The sequence below is a fragment of the Mesorhizobium sp. Root554 genome (assembly GCF_001427025.1).
Classification (GTDB): Bacteria; Pseudomonadota; Alphaproteobacteria; order Rhizobiales; family Rhizobiaceae; genus Mesorhizobium.
In genome coordinates this window covers 1,810,131-1,830,514 of sequence record NZ_LMGA01000001.1, presented here as the reverse complement: position 1 = coordinate 1,830,514, position 20,384 = coordinate 1,810,131, and the positions used below count along the sequence as shown (strand labels likewise).

Sequence of the window (20,384 nt, the reverse complement as noted above, 5' to 3'; positions counted from 1 at the left end):
TCAGGATCATCATCGCGCGCCGCCTGTCTCGCTTGGTCAACGCGATCCACAAAGATCGCTACCATCCGGAACGGTATTATATGCGTGGCCCGGGTCCGGCCCACGACCGCAAACAGGGTTCTGGCCAAGGCAAGGCGTAGTGTGGCTTACCCGTCATACGCGACGCGAAAGCCTGCATTGCTGGTGGAGGAGTCGGCGCTCATGAAGGAGCGCGCGGCGATCCGGTAGCGGTAGCAGTAGCTTTTGTGGCAGAGGAACGACCCGCCCTTGACCACTTTGTCACCATCGCGAAGGGCCTGTTCGTTACGCTCCTTGGCTTCCCGCCCAACTGAGTGGATGCGGTAGGCGTCGACCGTCCACTCCCAGACATTGCCGGCCATGCCGTAAAGTCCCGAGCCGTTGGGCTGGAAGGCAGTGACGGGGCTGGTGCCGAGATAGCCGTCGGCCAGCGTGTTGAAGCGGGGGAAGCTGCCCTGCCAGATATTGCACAAAACATTGTCGTCGCCGGGTTCGTCGTCGCCCCAGGGAAAGCGGGGGTCGGGCAGGCCGCCACGCGCGGCATGTTCCCATTCCGCTTCGCCGGGCAGTCTGCCGCCGCACCACTTCGCAAAGGCGTTGGCATCGTTCCACGAGACCTGCACGACCGGGTGATCCTCGCGCCCGGAGAGGTCGCTGCCGGGACCTTCCGGTGCCTTCCAGAATGCGCCGTCGACGCGGACCCACCATGGCGTCGGGCCGGTGGTCGGCATATAGCGCGCGCCTTGCGGCAGCAGAAGCCTGAACACAGGCGACCAGCCGAACCGTTCGGCTTCCGTCACATATCCTGTGGCGGCGACGAAGGCCGCGAACCTGGCGTTGGTGACGGTCGTCGTTTCCAACTCAAAGGCGCGAAGCCGGACCGGGCGTCGTGGGCCTTCGCCGTCACCGGCGATGAAGGGTTCGTTGGTGCCCACGAATGTCCGGGCCGGGTCGAAACGAACCCTCGGCACCGTTGCGACCGCCCCAGCCGGTGCCGGCGCGTCGCCGGCCCGGGGGGCGGCAGCCGGCAGTTCGTCGCCGCGCGATATCGTGCAGCAGCTCACGCGCGCCTCAGGCCGCCGCCAGCGATTTCAGCCCCGCCAGGACGGCCTTGCTGTCGTGCTGGGGAATGTCGCCGATCTCGGCCATCTTGCGGTCCAGTCTGTCGAGCATGCTGGCAAATACCTTTGCGTATTCCGGATCGCCGGCTCGGTTGTGCAGTTCGAACGGGTCCTGATCGCAATCGAAAAGCTCCCACTCCGGCGGCTCGTCGCCGGGATGGGCGCCGAGCTGGTCGAGCGGGTCGTTGTACCAGTAGATCAGCTTGTAGCGGCTGTCACGTACGCCGTAGTGGGCGAAGGCGTTGTGGAATTCGTCCTTGTGCATCCAGTAGCGGTGGTAGGCGACGTCCTGCCAGTTTTCGTCCGCGGACCGTTCGAGCAGCGGGCGCAGGCTCGTTCCCTGCATGTAGCTGGGGGTTGTCAGTCCGGCATAGTCGAGGAAGGTGGGCGCGAAGTCGACATTGGTGGCGATGCGGTCGCTGACCGTTCCCGCCTCGATCGCTTCGGGATAGCGGACCAGGAATGGCATCTGCAGCGATTCCTCATACATGAACCGCTTGTCGAACCAGCCATGCTCGCCAAGGAAGAAACCCTGGTCGGAGGTGTAGATGACGATGGTGTTTTCGGCGATGCCTTCGGCGTCGAGATAGTCCAGCAGGCGTCCGACATTGTCGTCGACGCACTGGATCGTCTGCAGGTAGCGCATCATGTAGCGCTGGTATTTGAAATGCGCGAGCTTGTCGGGGTCGGTGAAAACGTAGTTCTCGCCGGTCAGCGCGTCGATCAGCGTCAGCGCCTCGCCCTCCACGATTTCCGGGACCCTGCGGACGGTCATGCCGGGGATGAGCAGTTCGCCGATTTCCTGGCCGCCTTCCGGCTGGACGAGGCCGAGGTCGCGGTAGGTCATGTCGGATTTGATCCGCATTTTTGCGGCGGCTGCCGCCGCGGCGCGGTTGGAATAGTCGTCATCGAAGGTTTCCGGCACCGGCAGCTTGCCATCCGCATAGAGGTGGCGATGGCGCGGGTGCGGCTCGAAACTGCGGTGCGGCGCCTTGTGGTGGCACATCAGGAAGAAAGGGCGGCCGGTGTCGCGGCGCTGCAGGAAATCCAGGCATTTATCGGTAATGATATCGGTGGCGTAGCCCTGTTCGCCGTGCGCGCCTTCGCGGTCGATCATGATCGGATCGAAATATTCGCCTTGTCCCGGCACCACCGCCCATTCGTCGAAGCCGGTCGGCTCATGCGCCTTGCCTTCGCCGAGGTGCCACTTGCCGAAGATGGCGGTCTGGTAGCCGGAAGCGCGCAGGTGCCTGGCGACGTTGGGCAGCCGGTTGTCGATATGCGTGTCCAGCGTCGTCACCTGGTTCACGTGGTTGTAGGTGCCGGTCAGGATCGCGGCGCGGCTCGGCGTGCAGATCGAATTGGTCACATAGCACTTGTCGAGCCGCATTCCCTGCCTGGCGATACGGTCGAGGTTCGGTGTCCGGTTCAGACCGGCGCCATAGCATGAGATCGCCCGCGCGGCGTGGTCGTCGGACATGATGAAGAGGATGTTGGGTCGCTTGGTCATGTGCAATTCTGGTCCATCGACGCGGCATGGGGGGCGCGCTTTTCAAATCCGGAGAGCCGCGCCGGCCGCATGGGCCGACGCGGTCTTTGCGTCATCGGGCATCAGCCGCCGGCGTAGAGGTCGCCGAGATAGTAGTCCTTGGGATCGAGCGGATCCTTCAGCTTGCCGAAGCCGACGAACTGGTCGTTCAGGCCCTTGAGCCAGCCGGCCACCGAACCGTCCTTAGTCGCGGCGACGAACTCGGCCGATGTCAGGAATTTGCCGTTCTGGCTTTCGGTGACCAGCGGGTCGGCCGGCACGCCGAGGAATTTGGCGGTGATCTCGACCGAGCGCGGCACGTCGGCGGCGCGGTAGTCGTTGGCGTCCTTCAGCACCGCAATCATGCGTTTGACGAGGTCAGGGTCCTTCTCGGCCACATCGTTGCGGGTGACGAAGGCCGACGGGAAAGAGTTCTGGGGATAGAAATCGGCGCTCTTGGCCACTTCGACGAGGTCCGGGACGGTCTTCTTGATGACGCCGACCAGCGGATACCAGATGCCGGCGCCGTCGATCTGTTTCGAAGCGAAGGCGGAAACGACGGTCGGCGGATCCATCTTGATCACTTCCACATCGCCGATCTGCATTCCGGCCTTGGCCAACGCCAGACGCAGCAGCATGTCGCCCGACGTGCCTTCCGGGACGCCGATCTTCTTGCCTTTCAGGTCCGCCATCGTGCTGAAGCCGGCCTGGGCGATGACGCGGTCGGACAGGCCAAGCGCGTTCATGGCGATCAGCTTCGCCTTGCCCGACGCGGGCAGCCACAGGGCGCCCGGACCGACATAGCCGAAATCCAGCGACCCGGCGCCGAGCGCCTGGATCTGGATCGGGCCGTTGGTGAAGACTTTCAGCTCCGGCTCCAGCCCGTGCTTGGCCCAGAGGTCCTGGTCGCTGGCGATGGCGGTCAGGCTGGTGCCGAAATAATCGGCGATATAGCCGACCCGCACCGGCTTTGCCTGCGCGAATACCGGGCTCGTTGCGGACAGCACAGCCGGAACGGCTACGCCGGCGGCTGCCGAGAGCGCGAGAAAGCTTCTTCTCGTGACGTTCATCTCAAAAATTCCTCCCTGTCAGTGTTTTGCTTCGACTTGTGGTTTCTGGTGATAGACGGCGTGCCAGACCTGATTGCGGATCGCCGCGAACTCGGGCGACAGCCGCATTTCCTCGGTGCGCGGATAGGGCAGGTCGACCGGGATGATCTTGTGCAGGCGTCCGGGACGCGCGGCCATGACGATGACCCGGTTGGCGAGGTAGACCGCCTCGTCGACATCGTGGGTGATGAAGATGACGGTGCGGCGCTCGCGGCTCCATGTGTCCAGAAGCTGGTCCTGCATGTTGACGCGGGTGAGCGCGTCGAGCGCGCCGAACGGCTCGTCCATCAAAAGCATGGTCGGGTTGACGGCATAGGCGCGGGCGATGGCGCAGCGCTGCTTCATGCCGCCGGATAGCGTCTTGGGCAGCGCGTCGGCGAAATCCTTCAAGCCGACGAGATCGATGAAATGGTCGGAGACGCGGCGACGCTCGGCCCTCGGCATGCCTTTGATGCGCAGGCCGAACTCGACGTTCTGGCGCACCGTCAGCCAGGGAAACAGCGCATATTGCTGGAAGATCACGCCGCGCTCCGGTCCGGGACCGGAAACGGATCTGCCATCGACCAGCACCTTGCCGTCGGATGCGTCGGTCAGGCCGGCGGCGATGTTCATTGCCGTCGACTTGCCGCAGCCGGAAGGGCCCACGACGGTGACGAATTCGCCGTCGGCGATGTCGAGGTTGAGCCGGTCCAGCGCCAGAAACGACTTGTCGCCCTCGCCGAAGCGGCGGGTGACGTTCTGGAACGAGATTTTCGGTTGCGTCCCGGCCGTCATTGCGCGCGTTCCTGCCATTGGGTGAGGCGGCGTTCGGTCGCCTGCAACAGGCGATCCATGAGGAGACCGAGGATGCCGATGGTGATGAGGCTGACGAAGATGATGGGCAGGTCGTAGTAGAGCTGCGCCTGCTGCATGCGGAAACCGAGGCCGGATTGCGCCGCGATCAGTTCGGCGGCGACGACCGTCGCCCAGGCGGAGCCAAGGCCGATGCGTACGCCGACCAGAATGAAGGGGATCGAGGCCGGGATGATGACGCGCGGGAAGATGGTCGAATCCTTCGCGCCGAGAACCCGGGCGGCGTTGATCAGGGTTCGGTCGACGCTGATGACGCCCTGATAGGTGGCGACGACGCAGGACAGGAACGAGGCGAGGAAAATGACGAAGATCTTCGGCGCTTCGTCGATGCCCATGGTGACGATGGCGAGCGGGATCACCGCCAGCGGCGGGATCATGCGGAAGAACTGCACATAGGGTTCGATCAGCGCGCGGGCGACCTTGTACCAGCCCATCAGGAAGCCGACCGGTATCGCCAGCGCGGCGCCCAGCACAAAGCCGGTCAGCACGCGGCGCAGGCTGGCAAAGATGTCGATGAAGAGCTGACCGCTCCGGATCAGCTCGAGGGCTTTCCAGAACACCTCCTGCGGCCCCGGCAGGACGACCGCGCCGGTGGCGGTGATGGCCCACCAGACGGCGATGCCGACAGCGAAGGCGAAGATGTTCAACGCCAGCGGCAGCAGCCGGTTGGATGGCCGTTCCCGCAATTCGGTCTCGGGCGGCGTCGCAGCGGTGCTCAATGCAGTGCCCCCGAATAGAAGAAATGATCCAGCGCCACGGCAGCGCCGCCGATAGCGCCGCTCTGCGCGCCGAAGCTGGTGCGTTCGAATTTCAGGATTTCGCGCATATGCGGCATGACACGCGGCGGCACGTCGGCGCGAAGGCGCTCGAACAGGCTTTCCGGTGCCTGGCCGAGATAGCCGCCGAAGACGATGAGATCGGGCGTCAAGAGATTGACCGCGCTGGCGAGGGCGGTGGTGAGATGCTCGATGACGGTATCCCAGGCCGGACCGTTCTGCTCGACCCTCGCCATGAGATCGGCAGGCGCGGAACCTATAACGCCCGCCGCCGCCATGAGCGCTTTTTCGCAAAGGAATGTTTCCAGGCAACCGCGGTTGCCGCAGGCGCAGCGCGCACCGTCAGGCGTAATCTGGATATGGCCAAGTTCGACGGCGCCGTGGCCGCCGGGACGGAACGGCACGCCGTCCACCACCAGCCCAGCGCCAAGGCCGGTCTTCAGATAGACAAACAGCAGCGCCGGCACTTGCCTGCCGATGCCGTAGCAGCTTTCGGCCAACGCCATTGCCGTCACGTTGTGTTCGACCACGGTCGGCAGGCGGATGGCGCGCTCCAGCTTGCCGGCAATGGGGACATTGCGCCAGCCGACATTGATCGAGGCCAGCGCGGTGCGCCGCTCGAAATCCACCGGGCCTGGCACGCCGACGCCGATGCCGAGCAATTTGCCGGTGTCGATCTGCACCTCGGCTGCCAGTTTCATGACCATGGCCGCGACGTCGCTGACCACGCGGTCAGGATCGGCCCCGTGGACATCGAACTCGAAGGATGCGGTCGCTTTGGGGGCCGCCTTCAGGTCGGTAATCGCGACCTGGACATGGCCGGCGCCGATATGCACGCCGGCGACGCTGTGCGCGTCGGGCACCAGGCGCACGGCCTGCGCCGGCCGGCCGACGCCGATCGAGCCGCTCGTCTCGCTCTCGAGGACAGACCCGTCGCGCAGGAGATGCGCCGTGACATGGGTGAGGGTGGTTGCGGACAGTTTGGAGCGCCGCGCCAGCGCCGCCCGCGATTGCGGGCCTTCATCGCGCAGGATGCGCAGAATCTGGCCGTGATGCGCGCCCAATGCTTTCTCCCTAATTAATTTCTAAACCTTAGAAAGTAATTACGAAGCGGTCAAGCGGATGCGAAATATCCATTGGGGAATCTTTGAGGGTATGCGGCTGCAGCTTTCGAAAGTGAATCGGGAGACGACTACAAGCGGCTGTTTTATCAAGGATTTAAGTTTCTGGGGTCCTTCATGTGACAGGCCTCGACGATCGGTGTGCTGACCGATTCCGGACCGTTGCGCGGCGGCGGCGGCGGTGGTGCGAAGTCTGTTCGGCGTTCCCTAAAGCTGAAAGCTGTAGAAGCGACGCCTTATCGGCAGAACTGGATTGGGCTGTGCGAAGGCATGTCAATCAAGGGCCGCAAGCTCGCGGGCCGTCGAAAACCTGTTCGAGAAACTTGCGGATAGTGATCGTATCCAAGGCAGCCGTCGTGTCGACCTCGTGAACGGGACCGAAGCGGGAAGGCTCGGCGCGGGATGCGAGCGCGACGAGTTCCGGGACGTATTCGGGGCCGGGGTGCCCCGGTAGCCGGCTGGCCGTCCGGGTGCTGTAACGGTCGCCGATGAGCTCCGGCGGCGCCGAGCACCAGATTTCGGCGATCGTGTCGATGCCGGCGGCGTCAATCAGGTCCTGTACGAATTCGCGCGGCTGGAAGCCGAACCATGCATCCATGATGAATGTGGCTCCGTCAGGCGCCTCGCCCAGCACCGCGAACATCGCCTTGAGGCTGGCGCGGCCGAGCTTGCGGTTGAACGGTCGATCGACGGTTTCGATCTCTTCAAGGAACGGGTTCTTGATCGTATCGAGCGACAGCACCGGCCAGCCTGTTGCCTTGGCCAAGCCGGCGGCAACGCTGCTCTTGCCGCTGGCCGGGACGCCATTGACCATGACGAGGCGTTTTCCTGCCCGCCTGGAGGGCAGGGCCGTCAGGGCGGCGCCAATGACGCCGGCATCGTCGCCGAGACTGGCCGCGACGAGTTCGTAGCTGAACCAGGACGACTTGTCCGGATAGGGCGACAGCGCGGCGACGGCCTCGCTGCCCAGCCCGCCGCCGAGGACGATCGTCTGTGGATGAAGCGTCGCGGCAAGACTGTCGATTGCGGCACGCAGCGGCTGCGCCCATGAACGCAGCACCTTGTCCGCCAGCGCGTCGCCGGAAGCGCGCCGTTCCAGCAGGCTGGCCGCCGTGGTCGCTGCCGGAAGACCGGCCTCCGCGATATGCCGGCCGAGCGCCGTGCCCGAACTCATGGTTTCGACGCAGCCATTGCGGCCGCATTTGCAGGGCAGACCCTGAGGATCGACGACGATGTGGCCGAGTTGTCCAGCGGCGCCGGCGCCCCGGAAGATGCTCCCGTCCACAAGGATCGCGCCGCCGATGCCGGTGCCGATGGTCAGCATCGCGGCATGAGAACGGCCGACCGCGGCTCCGCATCGCGCTTCGGCCACCAGCGCCATGTTGCCGTCATTGTCGATGACGACGTTGCGACCGAAGCGCGCTTCGAGCCGTTCGCGCACGGGAACCGCGGATAAGTCGACATACCCGCCCGAGAGGACGCGTCCGCTGGCGAAATGCACCTGACCCGGCACGCCAATGCCGATGCCTTGCACCGTTTCGTCATCGATCCCGGCAACAAGCGCCTCGACCCGTTCGATGACCACCGTCGGGTCGGTCGAACTGGCGGCGCGTGCCCGAGCAAGGATTTTACCATCGGCTCCTACGCGCGCGGCGCGTATATTAGTGCCGCCGATGTCGACGCCGACGGTGGTGCGGATCATGTCGAGCGGCTTCAATCAGGCGGCTTTCGCCGGTGCCCAGTGCCGGGCGATGATCGCCTGTATTTCGCGCAGCCTCGGAACGGCGATCGTCTCGAGGCGCTGGCGCGTCACGTCGCGGTCGAGGGAGATGCAGTCCTTCCACAGGGAGCGGCCGGCGATGACGCCTGACGCGCCATTGGCCATAGCGGTCTCGACCTGTCCAAGGAAGGTTTCATGATCGACGCCGGCCGACAGCACAGCCCAGGGAACGTCCCCGGCGAGTTTGGTGACCGCCGCACAGGACTCGGCCGAGCCGGGATAAGGCAGCTTCAGCACTTTCGAACCGACATCCAGGCAGATCTGCGTTCCGCCCTGGATCAGTTCCGGTATCTTGGCCTGGTAGGCCTCCGGGCTTTCGTTCTCCAGCCGGTAGGTGAGGAATTCGACCACCAGCAGCAGATCTTCCCGGGCGAAATCGTCGATGACCTTTTTCAGCGTCGCGATGTTCCGGTCATTCGCAGCCGGCGTGTCGGAGCGAAGGTAGACCATGATCTTGCCGCCATTGCCGCCAAAGGCGCGCACCTGCCGCGCGCCGATGCCTTCGACCAGCTTGGAAATGCGGTAGCCTTCGGGGGACGTGTCCCACCCGGAAGCGTCCAGCCCGATCAGAAGCGCGGTGCCGCGGTCGAGCGTGCCGTCATCCACCAGCTGCGGAACGGCGCAGACCGGATCGACCAGCACGCAGGAAGCGTGGCGGGCGAGGTATTTTGCGATGTCGGCCTTGGTAAGCCCCAGAACATCGTTGCCGATCCTGGCCTGTTCAGCCGGATCGGCGGCCAGCAGCGTGCGCATACCGCCGCGCTGGTCGCAGGCGATCACCATCATGGCGCCGTTGTCGCCGCAAATCTGCTGATAGCCGCGGCGTTCGGCTGTGGTCATGCGTGCCATTGGTCAAGGTCTCCTGCGCACCATGCTGGCCTGATACGTATCTGGATGGAAGTGATTGCGCGCCAGCAAATTTCGGTCTAGGATGTAACATATTTCTGAAAGGACTTGCAAGCTGTCGTCGCCATCGTCTCCAACCCCGGCCGTGTCGCGTGCTCTTCTGCATACGGTCGCGAAGCTGCACTACGAGAACGACATGAGCCAGGTCGATGTCGCCCGGCAGGTTGGCCTGTCGACGGCGACCATCTCGCGGCTGCTGCAGCGGGCGCGCGCCGAAGGCATTGTCCGCATCGAGGTGCGGGATCTGGCGGCGCCGGAGGAACTGGCGGCGGCGCTGGCGGAGAGGCTTTCCCTGAAGAGCGCTGCGGTCGTGGAAGCCACCGGCGTGGGCGCTCTGGCTTTCCTCGGGCCGCCCGTAGGCAGTCTTCTGCAAAAGGCCGGATTGTCCGAAGGGTCGGTGGTGGCGATCGGCTGGGGGCGCGCCGTGCGGGCCGTTATCGAAGCGGGGCTGCCGGAAATCTCCGGCGTGCTGACCGTTCCGGCGACGGGCGGTATGCAACAGCACCAGCCGCATTTCCAGATCAATGAATTCGTGCGGCTGGCGGCACTGCAGTTCGGCGGCTCGCCGCGTTTCGTCCATGCCCCGTATCTGCCGTCGCCGGCATCACGCCAGGCTTTTCTGGCCGATCCCGTCGTGGCCGACCATGTAGCGCTCTGGGACCGGGTCGAGGCCGCGATCGTCGGCATAGGCCTTCCCCATGAGACCGCCGACGCCGGTACGGAACATCATCCCGACGCCGCGGGCGACGTCATGCGCCACTATTTCGATGCGGAGGGCGCATTGCTCGATCCCGAAGATGCGAAAAGCATGATCGCCATGTCGGTGGAGCAGTTGCGTCGCGCGTCGCTGGTGATCGGCGTGGCGGTGGGAGAGGCGAAGGCGCGGGCGATCCGCGGCGCCGCAAAGGCCGGTTTGATCTCGGCGCTCGTCACCGACGCGCGCACGGCGGAAATCCTGCTGGAGCTGCCCGCATGACAGTTCATCAATTTTTCGGCGCGGAAATTTTGTTATTTGCTCGCACTAATCTATTGACAGGGATGGCGGGTCTGCGTCTTAATTCGAAGACGTCGAGCGGAGGATGCTGAGACGTCCGCGCCGGAGGGTGCGGGAAGAGGAAAACGACAATCATCGTCCACAACCCCGCGCATCCACCTCGGACTCGCGGACACGCATGATGAGGAATCGTTTCAGACGAAATTAGTGGCCGGGAGGACCTTGGCCAATCGCCAGGTTCGATAAATGGGCCGACCGCCGGTCGGCACAAAACTCACGAAAGGGAGGAGTTCCATGGAGCGTCGTTCAGTTCTCAAATCCGCGATGGCAATGGCTGCCGTCGCAGCGGTCGGGATACCGGCCAGCACGGCTTTCGCGCAGGAGAAGAAATATTCCATCGCGCTGATTCCGGGCCTCACCACCGATGCCTTCTACATCACCATGCGCAAGGGCGCCCAGGCCGCGGCCGATGCTCTCGGCGTCGAACTGGTCTTCCAGGGCGGGCCGGAGTTCAACCCCGTCGTCCAGGTGCCGGTGCTGGACGCGATCATCGCGCGCAAGCCTTCCGCTATCCTGATCGCGCCGACCGACACGACCCAGCTGGTCCAGCCGCTGCGCAAGGCCAACGACGCCGGCATTCCGGTGATCACCGTCGATACCTTCATCGGCACCGGCAAATACCAGACCGGCGCCGGTGATGCCGACTTCCCGCTTTCCTATATCGCTTCGGACAACGTGCTTGGCGGCCGCATGGCGGCCCGCGCGCTCGCCAATGCGATGGGCGGTGAAGGCAAGGTCTATGTGTCCAACGTCAAGCCGGGCATTTCCACCACAGACCAGCGCGAGGAAGGCTTCAAGGCCGAGATGAAAGAGGCCTTCCCGAAGGTCGCCGTGCTCGAAACCCAGTTCAACGAAAACGACGCCAACAAGGCGGCGAGCCAGCTTCAGGCGGTGTTCGCACGCAATTCCGACCTGAAGGGCGTGTTCGGCGCCAATCTGTTCTCGGCGCTCGGCGCCGGCAACGGCGTGCAGCAGGCCGGCCAGACGGGCAACATCAAGGTCGTTGCGTTCGATGCGCCGGGCTCGATCGTCGACAACATCAAGTCCGGCCTGGTCGATGTGGCCATCGCCCAGCATCCGGCGGAAATCGGCTATTACGGCGTGGTTTCGGCCTTTGCGCACCTGACCGGCCAGTCGATCCCGGTTTCGATCGGCACCGGCTTCACGGTCATCGACAAGACCAATGTCGCGGACCCGAACGTCGCGAAATACATCTATTCGGAATAATTGCGAGACAGGCTCCCCGCGCAAAAGCGGGGGGCCGTTTCTTCCCCGATCTATGGTCTTCCTGCGGCCCTGACCGCAGGCACCTCGAAGAGGCGCGCCCATGACAACTTCCGATAGCCATGGCCCGGCGGCCGGCGCAGCGAGCGCCGACACCAATGGCCGGCCACAGGCGGATCATGCCGATCGCGCCAAGACACTGGTTCAACGCATAGCCGACCTGCGGGCCTGGCTGTTCCTGCTGGCGCTGATCCTCGGCTTCGAGGCCTGGGCGCGGATCAGCTTCGGCGGCACGTTCATCCTCAATCCGTTCAACCTGCAATCGATCACGATCTTCGCCGTGGCGCCGCTGCTGCTTGCCACCGGGCAGACCTTCGTCATCATCTCCGGCGGCATCGATTTGTCGCTGGGCTTCATCATGGGGCTGGCTGCGGTCGTCGCGGCCCATGCCATCAACGCCTTCACGCCCGGCCTCGGCATGCCGATGGCGGTGCTGCTGGGCTTCCTGATTGCCGTGCTGGTGGCCGCCGTTCCCGGCATCATCAACGGCCTGCTGGTATCGCGCCTGCGGGTTCCGCCGTTCATCGGCACGCTCGGCATGTTCGGCGTGGCGCGCGGCGTCGCCTTCCTGCTCGCCGGCGGCACCACGGTTCCGGTCAACAACTCCTTCTTCGCCACCATCGGCAACGGCCGCATCATGAACGTGCCGTACATCGTCATCATTGCCGCCATCTTCGTGCTGGCCATGCACTACCTGCTCAGCCAGACGCGTTTCGGCCAGCACAATTACGCCATCGGCGCCAATGTCCAGGCGGCGCGGCGCGCCGGCATCGACATCAGGTCGCATCTGCTGCGCCTCTACATTCTCTCAGCCTGCTGCGCGGGCCTGGCCGGCGTGCTCTATTCGGCGCGCTTCAATGCCGGCGCTGCCCAGGCCGGCGAGCCGCTGCTGCTCGACTGCGTGGCGGCGGTGGTGATCGGCGGCGCCAGCCTGTTCGGCGGCTCCGGCACCATCATCGGCACCGTCGCCGGCGCGTTCGTCATCGCGGTGATCCAGTACGGGCTGGTGTTCGTCAATGTGGAGCCGTTCTGGCAGTTCATCAGCGTCGGCGTCGTCATCATCATTTCGGTGCTGATCGATCAGGCACAGCGCCGGTTCAGTGGAGGCCGCCAGGATGAATGATACCGCCCCGCTTCTGGAAGTCAGCAATCTTTCCAAATATTTCGGCGCCGTCCGTGCGCTCAGCGACGTGTCGCTGGTGGTGCGCCCCGGCGAGGTCGTGGCGCTTGCCGGCGACAACGGAGCCGGCAAGACGACGCTGATCAAGGCTATCTCCGGCGTGTTCCGCCCGACCTCCGGCGAAGTGAAGCTGAAGGGTGAACCGGTCAGTTTCGGCACGCCGCAGGAAGCCCGCGACAAGGGCATCGAGACGATCTACCAGGATCTCGCGCTGGCCGACAATCTGACCATCGGCGGCAACATCTTCCTTGGCCGGGAGCCGATGCGGCGGGCGTTCGGCTTCCTGCCGGTGCTCGACCGCAAGAAGATGGCCCAGGCGGCGCGGCAGACCATGGCGATGCTGGATTTCCATGTCTCGCGCATGGAAGCGCCGGTGTCCAACTTCTCCGGCGGCCAGCGGCAGGCGGTGGCCATCGGCCGGGCCGTCTACTGGAACGCGCAAATCCTCATCATGGATGAGCCTACGGCGGCGCTCGGCGTGCCCGAGCAGCGCAAGGTCATCTCGCTGATCCACCAGCTCAAGGCGCAGGGGCGAGGCGTCATTTTCATCTCGCACAATCTGCAGGACATTTTTGCCGTGTCCGACCGCATCATCGTGCTGCGCCGGGGCGTCACCGCCGGCGAGCGCAAGATTTCCGAAACGACCCATGACGAAGTGGTCAAGCTCATGGTCGGCGGTTGAGGCCTTGCGCGCCGGACAGTCCTATCGCTCGGCGGGGTTCAGCCCGCGGTCTGCTCTGACGCCGGACGCCTCGTCGTCAGGCGGAGGAGCGCAGGATCAAATCGCCATCGACCAGCACATGCTCGCCACGCGGCCGCGGCTTCTTCGCGCCATGGGCCATGTCGATGCGCGCCAGCAGCATGTCGAGCGCCCGCCGGCCCATTTCGGCGGTGTTCTGCTGGACCGTCGTCAGCGGCGGACAGATGTATTCCGACAGCGGCTGGTTGTCGTGGCCCGCGACGCGCAGGTCGCAATCCGGGCCGATGCCGACCTTTCGGCCGGCCTGATGCAGCGCCGCCAGAACGCCGAAGGCGACGCGGTCGTTGCCGCACAGCACGACGCGGGTCGGGAAGCCGCCTTCATTCAGGATTCGCGTGGCCTCGCCGAAGGCGTAGCGTTCGAAATCCCAATCGCTGGATGGCGTCAGCGGTATGATGATAGGCGTAAGCCCGCGCCGCTGCATCGTCGCGACATAGGCGTCGCGCCGGTCGGGTGCGTTGGAGTTGACCCAGGGCATGTCGAAATAGCAGGGCGGGTCGTCGAAGCGGGTGAGATAGTCGGTGATCAGCGCCATGGACTGGCCGTTGTTGGTGCCGACGAAGTCCTCCTCCTCGTCGAACGGGGCGTCGATGAAGACGACCGGAATGTTCCGCGCCAGCGCCTTGACCTTCTTGCGGTGGCTGGCGTCGCCGCCGACCGGGGCCATGATGACGCCGGCGGCGTTCATCGAGGACAGGGTTTCGAGCGCCTCGGCCTCGAGTTCGGCCTTGCCGTCCGAGGAAAAGACGAAGGGCAGGTAGCCCAGCGCCGTCGCTTGCGATTCGATGCGACGCCGCAGGCCCATATAGAAGGGGTCGAGCGAGTTCGGGAAGATCAACCCGATGATCTTGGTGCGCCGGCGGTTGAGGTTGACGGCAAACAGGTTCGGGCGAAAGCCGGTTTCCTTGAGGCCGATCTCGATCTTCTCGCGCAGCTTGGGGCGGACGGAGTCCGGATTCTGGAAATATTTGGAGACGGTCGGCCGCGACAGTCCGATCGCCTCGGCAAATTCCTCCATCGTCCGGATCTGTTTCACTGTCACCGCCGCTCATGCCGCCCGGGGCGCAATCGCCCGGTCCGGCGGCAAAGTGCCATCGCGATCCGTTCGGATCAATCAAATTATCGCGGGACAAGGAAAATCTTGCCGCACATAAAATATAGGAGCTTCTCCCTGTGAACGCGGCGGAGCCAAAAGCCGGCCGGATCGGCTCGATGGGAGAACTTCTGGTCGAGTTCATCTGCGCCGACAAGGATGGCGGCAACCGGCGCGCCTCGACCTATGCCGGGCCTTATCCTTCCGGAGCGCCGGGCATCTTCATTGATCAGGCCGCGCGGGTCGGCGCAAGCACGATCTTCTCCGGCGCGGTAGGCAGCGACGCGTTCGGCGAGGTGTTGCTCGACCGTTTCGCGGCGGTCGGCGTCTCCGATGCGCTGGTGCGCACCGTGGCGGGCATCCCGACCGGATCTGCCTTCGTTTCCTACAATTCCGACGGCAGCCGCGATTTCGTCTTCAACATCGCCCATTCAGCGGCTGCTCAGCTTCCCGTGGGCGACGCCGCCATCGAAGAGTTCGCGGGGTTCGACCTCGACGCTTTTCACATTTCGGGATCGACGCTGGGCGACCCGAAAATGGCGGCGGCGGCGCTGCAGGTCTGCCGGGCGCTGCATGAAAAGAGCGTGGCGATCTCCTTCGACCCCAACATCCGCAAGGAGCTCGTCGCCGACCCGTCCTACATGGAGACGGTGCGCGCGCTTCTCGATATCGCTTCCTTCATCCTCCCCAGCACGGAGGATGCCGAGGTGTTGTTTCCGGGCGAGCCGTTCGAGGCTTTCGCGCAACGTCTGCTCGGCGCCGGCGCGCGCTATGTCGTGCTCAAACGCGGCGATGCGGGCTGCATCGGCGCGGCATCCGACGGGCAGGTCGAAAGTTTCGACGCGCACAAGGTCGAGGTCATCGACCCGACCGGCGCCGGCGATTGTTTCTGCGCCACTTTCGTCGCGCTGGCCGGCCGCTTTTCCTTCAGCGAGGCCATGCGCCTCGCCAACGCCGCCGGGGCGCTGGCGGTCGGCAAGGTCGGGCCGATGGAAGGCAATTCCTCGCTGGCGGACATAGAGGCTTTTCTGGAGCGACAGGCATGAGCGCGCTGCTTGACATCGTCGCGGCCAATCAAGCCGGCAAGGGGCAGGGCATCCCGTCCTATTGCACGGCGCACCCGCAGACGCTGCGGGCGATCCTCGCCGCATACCGGGACGACACAGCGCCGATCCTGATCGAGGCGACGTGCAACCAGGTCAACCAGTTCGGCGGCTATACCGGCATGACCCCTGCCGGTTTCCGCGCCTTCGTCGAGGACCTGGCCAAGGCCGAGGGCGTCGAACCGGCGCGGCTGATCCTCGGCGGCGACCATCTCGGCCCCAACCCGTGGAAGTCGGAACCGGCCGAGGCCGCCATGGCCAAGGCGCGGGACCTGGTCGCGGCGTTTGTCGATGCCGGTTTCACCAAGATCCATCTCGATGCCTCGATGGCTTGTGCCGATGACGGCCACCTCTCGGAAGGGCAAATCGCCGAACGAGCCGCCGAGCTTTGCGCGGTAGCCGAAAGCCGGGGCCGCGCCGATCTGGTCTATGTCATCGGAACCGAAGTGCCGATCCCCGGTGGCGAGACGGAAGCGCTCGACGCACTGGCGCTGACCGATCCGGCATCGGTGGCCGAGACCTGGGCCTTGCACGAGCGCGCCTTCGTCGCGCGTGGCCTGGCGGACGCGCTGACGCGTGTCATCGGCATCGTCGTGCAACCCGGCGTCGATTTCGGCAACGATACGGTTTTTGCCTTCGACGCATCGAAGGCCACAGACCTCTCCGCCGCCGTGACCCGGCTGCCCGGCATGGTATTCGAGGCGCATTCCACGGACTACCAGAGCCAGCAAGCGCTGAGCGATCTCGTTCAGGGCCATTTCGCCATCCTCAAGGTCGGGCCTGAGCTGACATTTGCCTTCCGGCAGGCGGTCATGGCGCTGGCTGAGATCGAATCCCTGATGAATGTCGCCAACCCTTCCAACATCGTTGATGTGCTGTTGTCGGAGATGCGGGCGAACCATGGCGACTGGCGCGCCTATGTTGCGCCCGGGCCGCGCGAGCGGGAGATGATGCTCTACGGCCTCTCCGACCGGGTTCGCTATTACTGGCCGCGACCGGCGGTGCAGGCGGCGCTGGCGAACCTCTATGCCAATGTCAGGGCGGCAAAGCCTGAACCGGGAATTGTCGCGCAGGCGGTTGGAGGCCTGGTCGATCCCGTGCCTGCCTCCGCCGACCTGTCCGACCGCATCGTCCGCCGCATGGTGGGCGACGTCGTGCGGAAATATCGCGCGGCGGCGGGCGAGTAGTCACCAACGACCGTTGATCGCCGGCGGCGTCCGGTGAAGGAGTATGAGAATGCCGAAGAAAGCCGATCGGAGACTGCGCGTCGGCGTGCTGGGATGCGGACCGATCGCGCAGGCGGCGCATTTCGAAAGCTGCAACAAGGCAGCGAATGCCGATCTCTATGCAATCTGCGACGTGGCCGACGATCTGCGCGAGCGGATGGCGGCGACCCATGCGCCGGCAAAATCCTTTGCCGACTACGACGCCATGCTGGCCGATCCGGACCTTGAGGCGGTGATCATCGCGACCTCCGACGCCTTCCATGTTCCCGCCGCCATCCGTGCGCTGGAGGCGGGCAAGCATGTCCTGTGCGAGAAGCCGGTGGCGACCAGCGTCGAGGCGGTTGACGAGCTGAAAGCCGCCGTGGCCGCCAGCGGCAAGGTCCTGCAGGTCGGGCACATGAAGCGCTTCGATGCCGGGCTGCAGGCGGCGCGCGCCTTCATCGACGACGGCATGGGCGAGATGGTGGCGCTGAAAGCGTGGTATTGCGATTCCACCCACCGCTACCCGATGACCGACGCTGTTCAGCCGCTGATGGTGACCAGCGCCCGCGCGCGGAAGCCGGCGGAAGACCCGAAGGCCAACCTCGAACGCTATTACATGCTCGCCCATGGCAGCCATCTGGTCGACACAGCTCGCTTCTTCGCGGGTGACATCGTCGCTGTCGACGCCCGGCTCAGCCACCGCGGCGGCATGCGCTGCTGGTTCGTCGACGTGGAATTCGCCAATGGCGTGCTCGGCCATCTCGACCTCACCGTGGCGGTGCGGATGGACTGGCACGAGGGTTTCCAGATCTACGGCGCCAACGGCTCGGTCGTCGGCAAGACCTATAATCCCTGGTATTACAAATCGAGCGAGGTCGATATTTTCGACGAGGCGGAAGGCGCGTCGCGCCGCGTGCTCGGCGCCGACGGTCATTTCTACCGGCGCCAGCTCGAAGGTTTTGCTTCGGTCATCCTCGACGGCGCCCCGATGACCGGCGCGGACATCGATGACGGCATCGCCTGCGTGCGGGTGATGGTGGCGATCGCGCGTTCGGCCGAGACCGGCAAGCCGGTCCGGCTCGATCAGGTCTGCGGGGAAGTGTGATGCGGCTTGGAATCTTCGCCAAGACCTTTCCCGGAACCGATCCCGCTTCCATCCTGTCGGAAGTCGCAGCAGCCGGGTTCGACACCGCGCAGTACAATTTCGCCTGTTCCGGCCTGCCGGCAATGCCGGACAGCATCCCGTCTGAGGCGGCCGCTGCGATTGCGCGGGCATCGACATCCGAGGGCGTACCGCTCTGCGCGGTTTCCGGCACCTACAACATGGCGCATCCCGACCCGGCGGTTCGTGCAGACGGCTTGCAGCGGCTGGAGGTGATCGCCGGCTCCTGCGCTACCATTGGCACCCGCCTTGTCACGTTGTGCACCGGCACGCGGGATCGGGACGATCAGTGGCGGCATCATCCCGACAACGGTTCTTCCGAGGCATGGCGCGACATGCGCGCCGAAATGGAGAAGGCCGTGGCGGTTGCCATGCGCCATGGCATCCGCCTCGGCATCGAACCGGAACTGGCCAACATCGTCGATTCCGCCGCCAAGGCGCGGCGGCTGCTCGACGAGATGGGCAGCGACAGGCTGGCGATCGTGCTCGACCCGGCCAATCTTTTCGAGAAAGTTGACCCGTCCACCCAGCGCCGGATCGTCGCCGAGGCGATAGACCTTCTCGGACCGGACATCGCCATGGGTCATGCCAAGGACCGCGCGGCGGACGGCTCCTTCGCGACGGCGGGCAAGGGCGTGCTGGATTATGCGCATTATCTCGCCTGCCTGCGGCGTGCCGGTTTCGACGGCGATCTCGTCGCCCACGGGCTGGCGGCGGGCGAGGCGAAAGGCGTCGCCGATTTCCTGCGCGGCCATCTGCAATGAACCTCGCCGATCTCAAACGTCGTCTTTTGGAACGAGACGGTCTTTCGCTGGCGGCCTACGATTCCGGCGGCGCTGGCCTGCCCGTGGTGTTCCAGCACGGGCTGTGCGGCGATATCGGCCAGGTGGCGGAAGCCTTTCCGGATGACGGCAGGTTCAGGTTGATCGGACTGGAGTGCCGGGCGCACGGTGCATCCGAAGCCGGCTCCGCCTTTTCCATCCCGATGTTTGCCGACGACGTCGTCGCCCTGATCGAACATCTTGGCGTTCCGGGGGTGCTGGCCGGCATTTCGATGGGGGCGGCCATTTCGAGCCGCATCGCGGTGCGCCGGCCGGACCTCGTGCGCGGGCTGGTGCTCGCGCGGCCGGCGTGGGTTTCTGCTCCCGGTCCCGACAACATCCGCCCCAATGCCGAGATCGGGGCGCTGCTGTCGCGCCTGCCGCCGGCCGAAGCGCGCGCCGAATTCCTGGCGAGCCAAACGCACGCGCTGCTCGCCCGCGAAGCGCCGGACAATCTGAAGTCCCTTCTCGGTTTCTTCGAGCGCGAGCCGATTGCCGTGACGGCCGGATTGCTGACCGCCATCTCGGCCGACAGCCCGGGCGTTTCCGAAGCTGAGTTGGCCGGGCTTGAGATGCCTGTCTCCATTCTGGCGACCCGGCAGGATTTCATCCATCCGCTCGTTCATGCCGAACGGCTGGCGCGCCTGATCCCGGGCGCAACTTTGACGGAAATCACGCCGAAGGGCGCGGACAAATCCGCCTATCTGGCGGATTTCCAAGCGGCGCTGCGCGCCTTCCTGAAAGGATTCTGAAAATGCCAAGCCCGAACTGGCTCGCCGAGCTTCCACGCAACCGGCTGATTGCCGAATATTCGATGTGGTCGGCCGATCTCCTTCGCCTGGCCGAAGACCTTGCCCGCATCGAAGGTCATGCGGACGTCTTGCATGTCGATGTCGCGGACGGACATTTCGCCCCGGCGCTGCTGTTCTTCCCGGACCTCGTCGCCCGGATGCGGAGCGCCAGCACGCTGCCGATCCACGTCCATCTCATGGTCGCCGATGCGGTGCTGGTCGAGCAGGCAGCGCAGTTCGCCGATGCCGGCGCCGATCTCATCAGCATCCATGCCGAGAACGCGGCCGTTGCCGACGAGGCGCTGGCGCTGATCCGAAGCCGCAACGTCGCGGCGGGAATCGTGCTGCGCGTCGAAACGGAGGTCGCGGCTTGCCGGCCCTATCTCGACCGGGTCGATTTCCTGACCCTGCTCGGCACCGCCATTGGCGTGAAAGGGCAGGGGCTCGATGCCACAGCCGGCGACCGGCTGCGCCAGGCTGCGTCGCTGATCGCGGCAAGCGGGCGGCGCATCGTCCTCGCCGCCGATGGCGGCATCCGCGAGAACACCGTGCCGCTGTTGCGCGCCGCCGGCGCGGAGACGGTCGTGATGGGATCGCTGGCGTTCGGCGCCGACGATCTCACTGCCCGCATGCGCTGGCTGCACGCCGTGTAAAACGAGACGATCACGCGTGATAATTTTTACGCGAGACAATATCTTCGTTGACGAGCAGAAGCCT

Annotated in this window: 19 protein-coding genes; 10 read left to right on the top strand and 9 right to left on the bottom strand. The window is 65.0% G+C overall.

Features of this window, described 5'->3' with window-relative positions; translation table 11 throughout:
* Positions 1-146: 146 nt before the first annotated feature.
* The 8 genes from ASD44_RS08775 to ASD44_RS08740 all read right to left on the bottom strand — a co-directional run bounded on the left by ASD44_RS08775 (position 147) and on the right by ASD44_RS08740 (position 9,154).
* Entirely contained in the window at positions 147-953 is an 807-nt protein-coding gene (locus tag ASD44_RS08775) for a formylglycine-generating enzyme family protein (RefSeq protein ID WP_244480483.1), read from the bottom strand.
* 136 nt (positions 954-1,089) lie between these two features.
* Positions 1,090-2,649, bottom strand: a complete 1,560-nt coding sequence (locus tag ASD44_RS08770; protein ID WP_056110753.1) for a sulfatase — start codon at positions 2,647-2,649, stop codon at positions 1,090-1,092.
* Positions 2,650-2,750: 101 nt separating this feature from the next.
* Positions 2,751-3,737 carry an aliphatic sulfonate ABC transporter substrate-binding protein gene (locus tag ASD44_RS08765; protein WP_056110751.1) on the bottom strand — a complete coding sequence of 329 codons (987 nt, stop codon included), beginning with the start codon at positions 3,735-3,737 and terminating at the stop codon, positions 2,751-2,753.
* 18 nt (positions 3,738-3,755) lie between these two features.
* Positions 3,756-4,550, bottom strand: coding sequence for an ABC transporter ATP-binding protein (locus ASD44_RS08760; protein WP_056110749.1), 795 nt, complete (start codon positions 4,548-4,550; stop codon positions 3,756-3,758).
* Positions 4,547-5,314, bottom strand: coding sequence for an ABC transporter permease (locus ASD44_RS08755; RefSeq protein WP_056115757.1), 768 nt, complete (start codon positions 5,312-5,314; stop codon positions 4,547-4,549). The genes ASD44_RS08760 and ASD44_RS08755 overlap by 4 nt, the downstream gene beginning before the upstream one ends.
* A 29-nt stretch (positions 5,315-5,343) precedes the next feature.
* Positions 5,344-6,468: an ROK family transcriptional regulator gene (locus tag ASD44_RS08750; protein ID WP_056110746.1), complete on the bottom strand. Its 1,125-nt coding sequence runs from the start codon at positions 6,466-6,468 to the stop codon at positions 5,344-5,346.
* Positions 6,469-6,802: 334 nt separating this feature from the next.
* Positions 6,803-8,242 (bottom strand): ROK family protein, encoded by a 1,440-nt coding sequence (locus ASD44_RS08745; RefSeq protein WP_244478738.1) that lies wholly within the window; start codon positions 8,240-8,242, stop codon positions 6,803-6,805.
* Positions 8,243-9,154, bottom strand: coding sequence for a tagatose-bisphosphate aldolase (locus ASD44_RS08740; protein ID WP_056110744.1), 912 nt, complete (start codon positions 9,152-9,154; stop codon positions 8,243-8,245).
* A gap of 193 nt (positions 9,155-9,347) precedes the next feature.
* Between ASD44_RS08740 and ASD44_RS08735 the strand changes: the two genes are divergently transcribed.
* From ASD44_RS08735 to ASD44_RS08720, 4 genes are all read left to right on the top strand, one after another.
* Entirely contained in the window at positions 9,348-10,187 is an 840-nt protein-coding gene (locus ASD44_RS08735; RefSeq protein WP_082542560.1) for a sugar-binding domain-containing protein, read from the top strand.
* Positions 10,188-10,499: 312 nt separating this feature from the next.
* Complete coding sequence (locus tag ASD44_RS08730) at positions 10,500-11,492, top strand: ABC transporter substrate-binding protein (RefSeq protein ID WP_056110739.1); 993 nt, start codon at positions 10,500-10,502, stop codon at positions 11,490-11,492.
* A gap of 100 nt (positions 11,493-11,592) precedes the next feature.
* On the top strand, positions 11,593-12,672 hold the full coding sequence (locus tag ASD44_RS08725) for a ribose ABC transporter (protein ID WP_056110737.1): 1,080 nt from the start codon (positions 11,593-11,595) through the stop codon (positions 12,670-12,672).
* On the top strand, positions 12,665-13,411 hold the full coding sequence (locus tag ASD44_RS08720; protein WP_056115750.1) for an ATP-binding cassette domain-containing protein: 747 nt from the start codon (positions 12,665-12,667) through the stop codon (positions 13,409-13,411). The genes ASD44_RS08725 and ASD44_RS08720 overlap by 8 nt, the downstream gene beginning before the upstream one ends.
* Positions 13,412-13,487: 76 nt before the next feature.
* Here ASD44_RS08720 and ASD44_RS08715 read toward each other — a convergent pair whose 3' ends face one another.
* Complete coding sequence (locus tag ASD44_RS08715; RefSeq protein ID WP_056110735.1) at positions 13,488-14,507, bottom strand: LacI family DNA-binding transcriptional regulator; 1,020 nt, start codon at positions 14,505-14,507, stop codon at positions 13,488-13,490.
* A gap of 194 nt (positions 14,508-14,701) precedes the next feature.
* On the opposite strand from ASD44_RS08715, the gene ASD44_RS08710 reads away from it, so the two are divergent.
* Genes ASD44_RS08710 through ASD44_RS08685 form a run of 6 tightly spaced genes read left to right on the top strand, consistent with a single transcriptional unit; the run spans position 14,702 to position 20,320 of the window.
* Entirely contained in the window at positions 14,702-15,628 is a 927-nt protein-coding gene (locus ASD44_RS08710; RefSeq protein WP_056115747.1) for a sugar kinase, read from the top strand.
* The gene (locus ASD44_RS08705) at positions 15,625-16,872 is read left to right on the top strand and encodes a class II D-tagatose-bisphosphate aldolase, non-catalytic subunit (protein ID WP_056110733.1); all 1,248 of its coding nucleotides are present in this window, start codon (positions 15,625-15,627) and stop codon (positions 16,870-16,872) included. The genes ASD44_RS08710 and ASD44_RS08705 overlap by 4 nt, the downstream gene beginning before the upstream one ends.
* A gap of 49 nt (positions 16,873-16,921) precedes the next feature.
* On the top strand, positions 16,922-17,998 hold the full coding sequence (locus ASD44_RS08700; protein WP_056110731.1) for a Gfo/Idh/MocA family oxidoreductase: 1,077 nt from the start codon (positions 16,922-16,924) through the stop codon (positions 17,996-17,998).
* Positions 17,998-18,819, top strand: coding sequence for a sugar phosphate isomerase/epimerase (locus tag ASD44_RS08695; RefSeq protein ID WP_056110729.1), 822 nt, complete (start codon positions 17,998-18,000; stop codon positions 18,817-18,819). Before ASD44_RS08700 ends, ASD44_RS08695 begins: the two co-directional genes overlap by 1 nt.
* Positions 18,816-19,628 carry an alpha/beta hydrolase gene (locus tag ASD44_RS08690; protein ID WP_082542415.1) on the top strand — a complete coding sequence of 271 codons (813 nt, stop codon included), beginning with the start codon at positions 18,816-18,818 and terminating at the stop codon, positions 19,626-19,628. The genes ASD44_RS08695 and ASD44_RS08690 overlap by 4 nt, the downstream gene beginning before the upstream one ends.
* Positions 19,625-20,320 (top strand): ribulose-phosphate 3-epimerase, encoded by a 696-nt coding sequence (locus tag ASD44_RS08685; RefSeq protein WP_156459815.1) that lies wholly within the window; start codon positions 19,625-19,627, stop codon positions 20,318-20,320. The genes ASD44_RS08690 and ASD44_RS08685 overlap by 4 nt, the downstream gene beginning before the upstream one ends.
* The last annotated feature ends 64 nt before the right edge of the window (positions 20,321-20,384 follow it).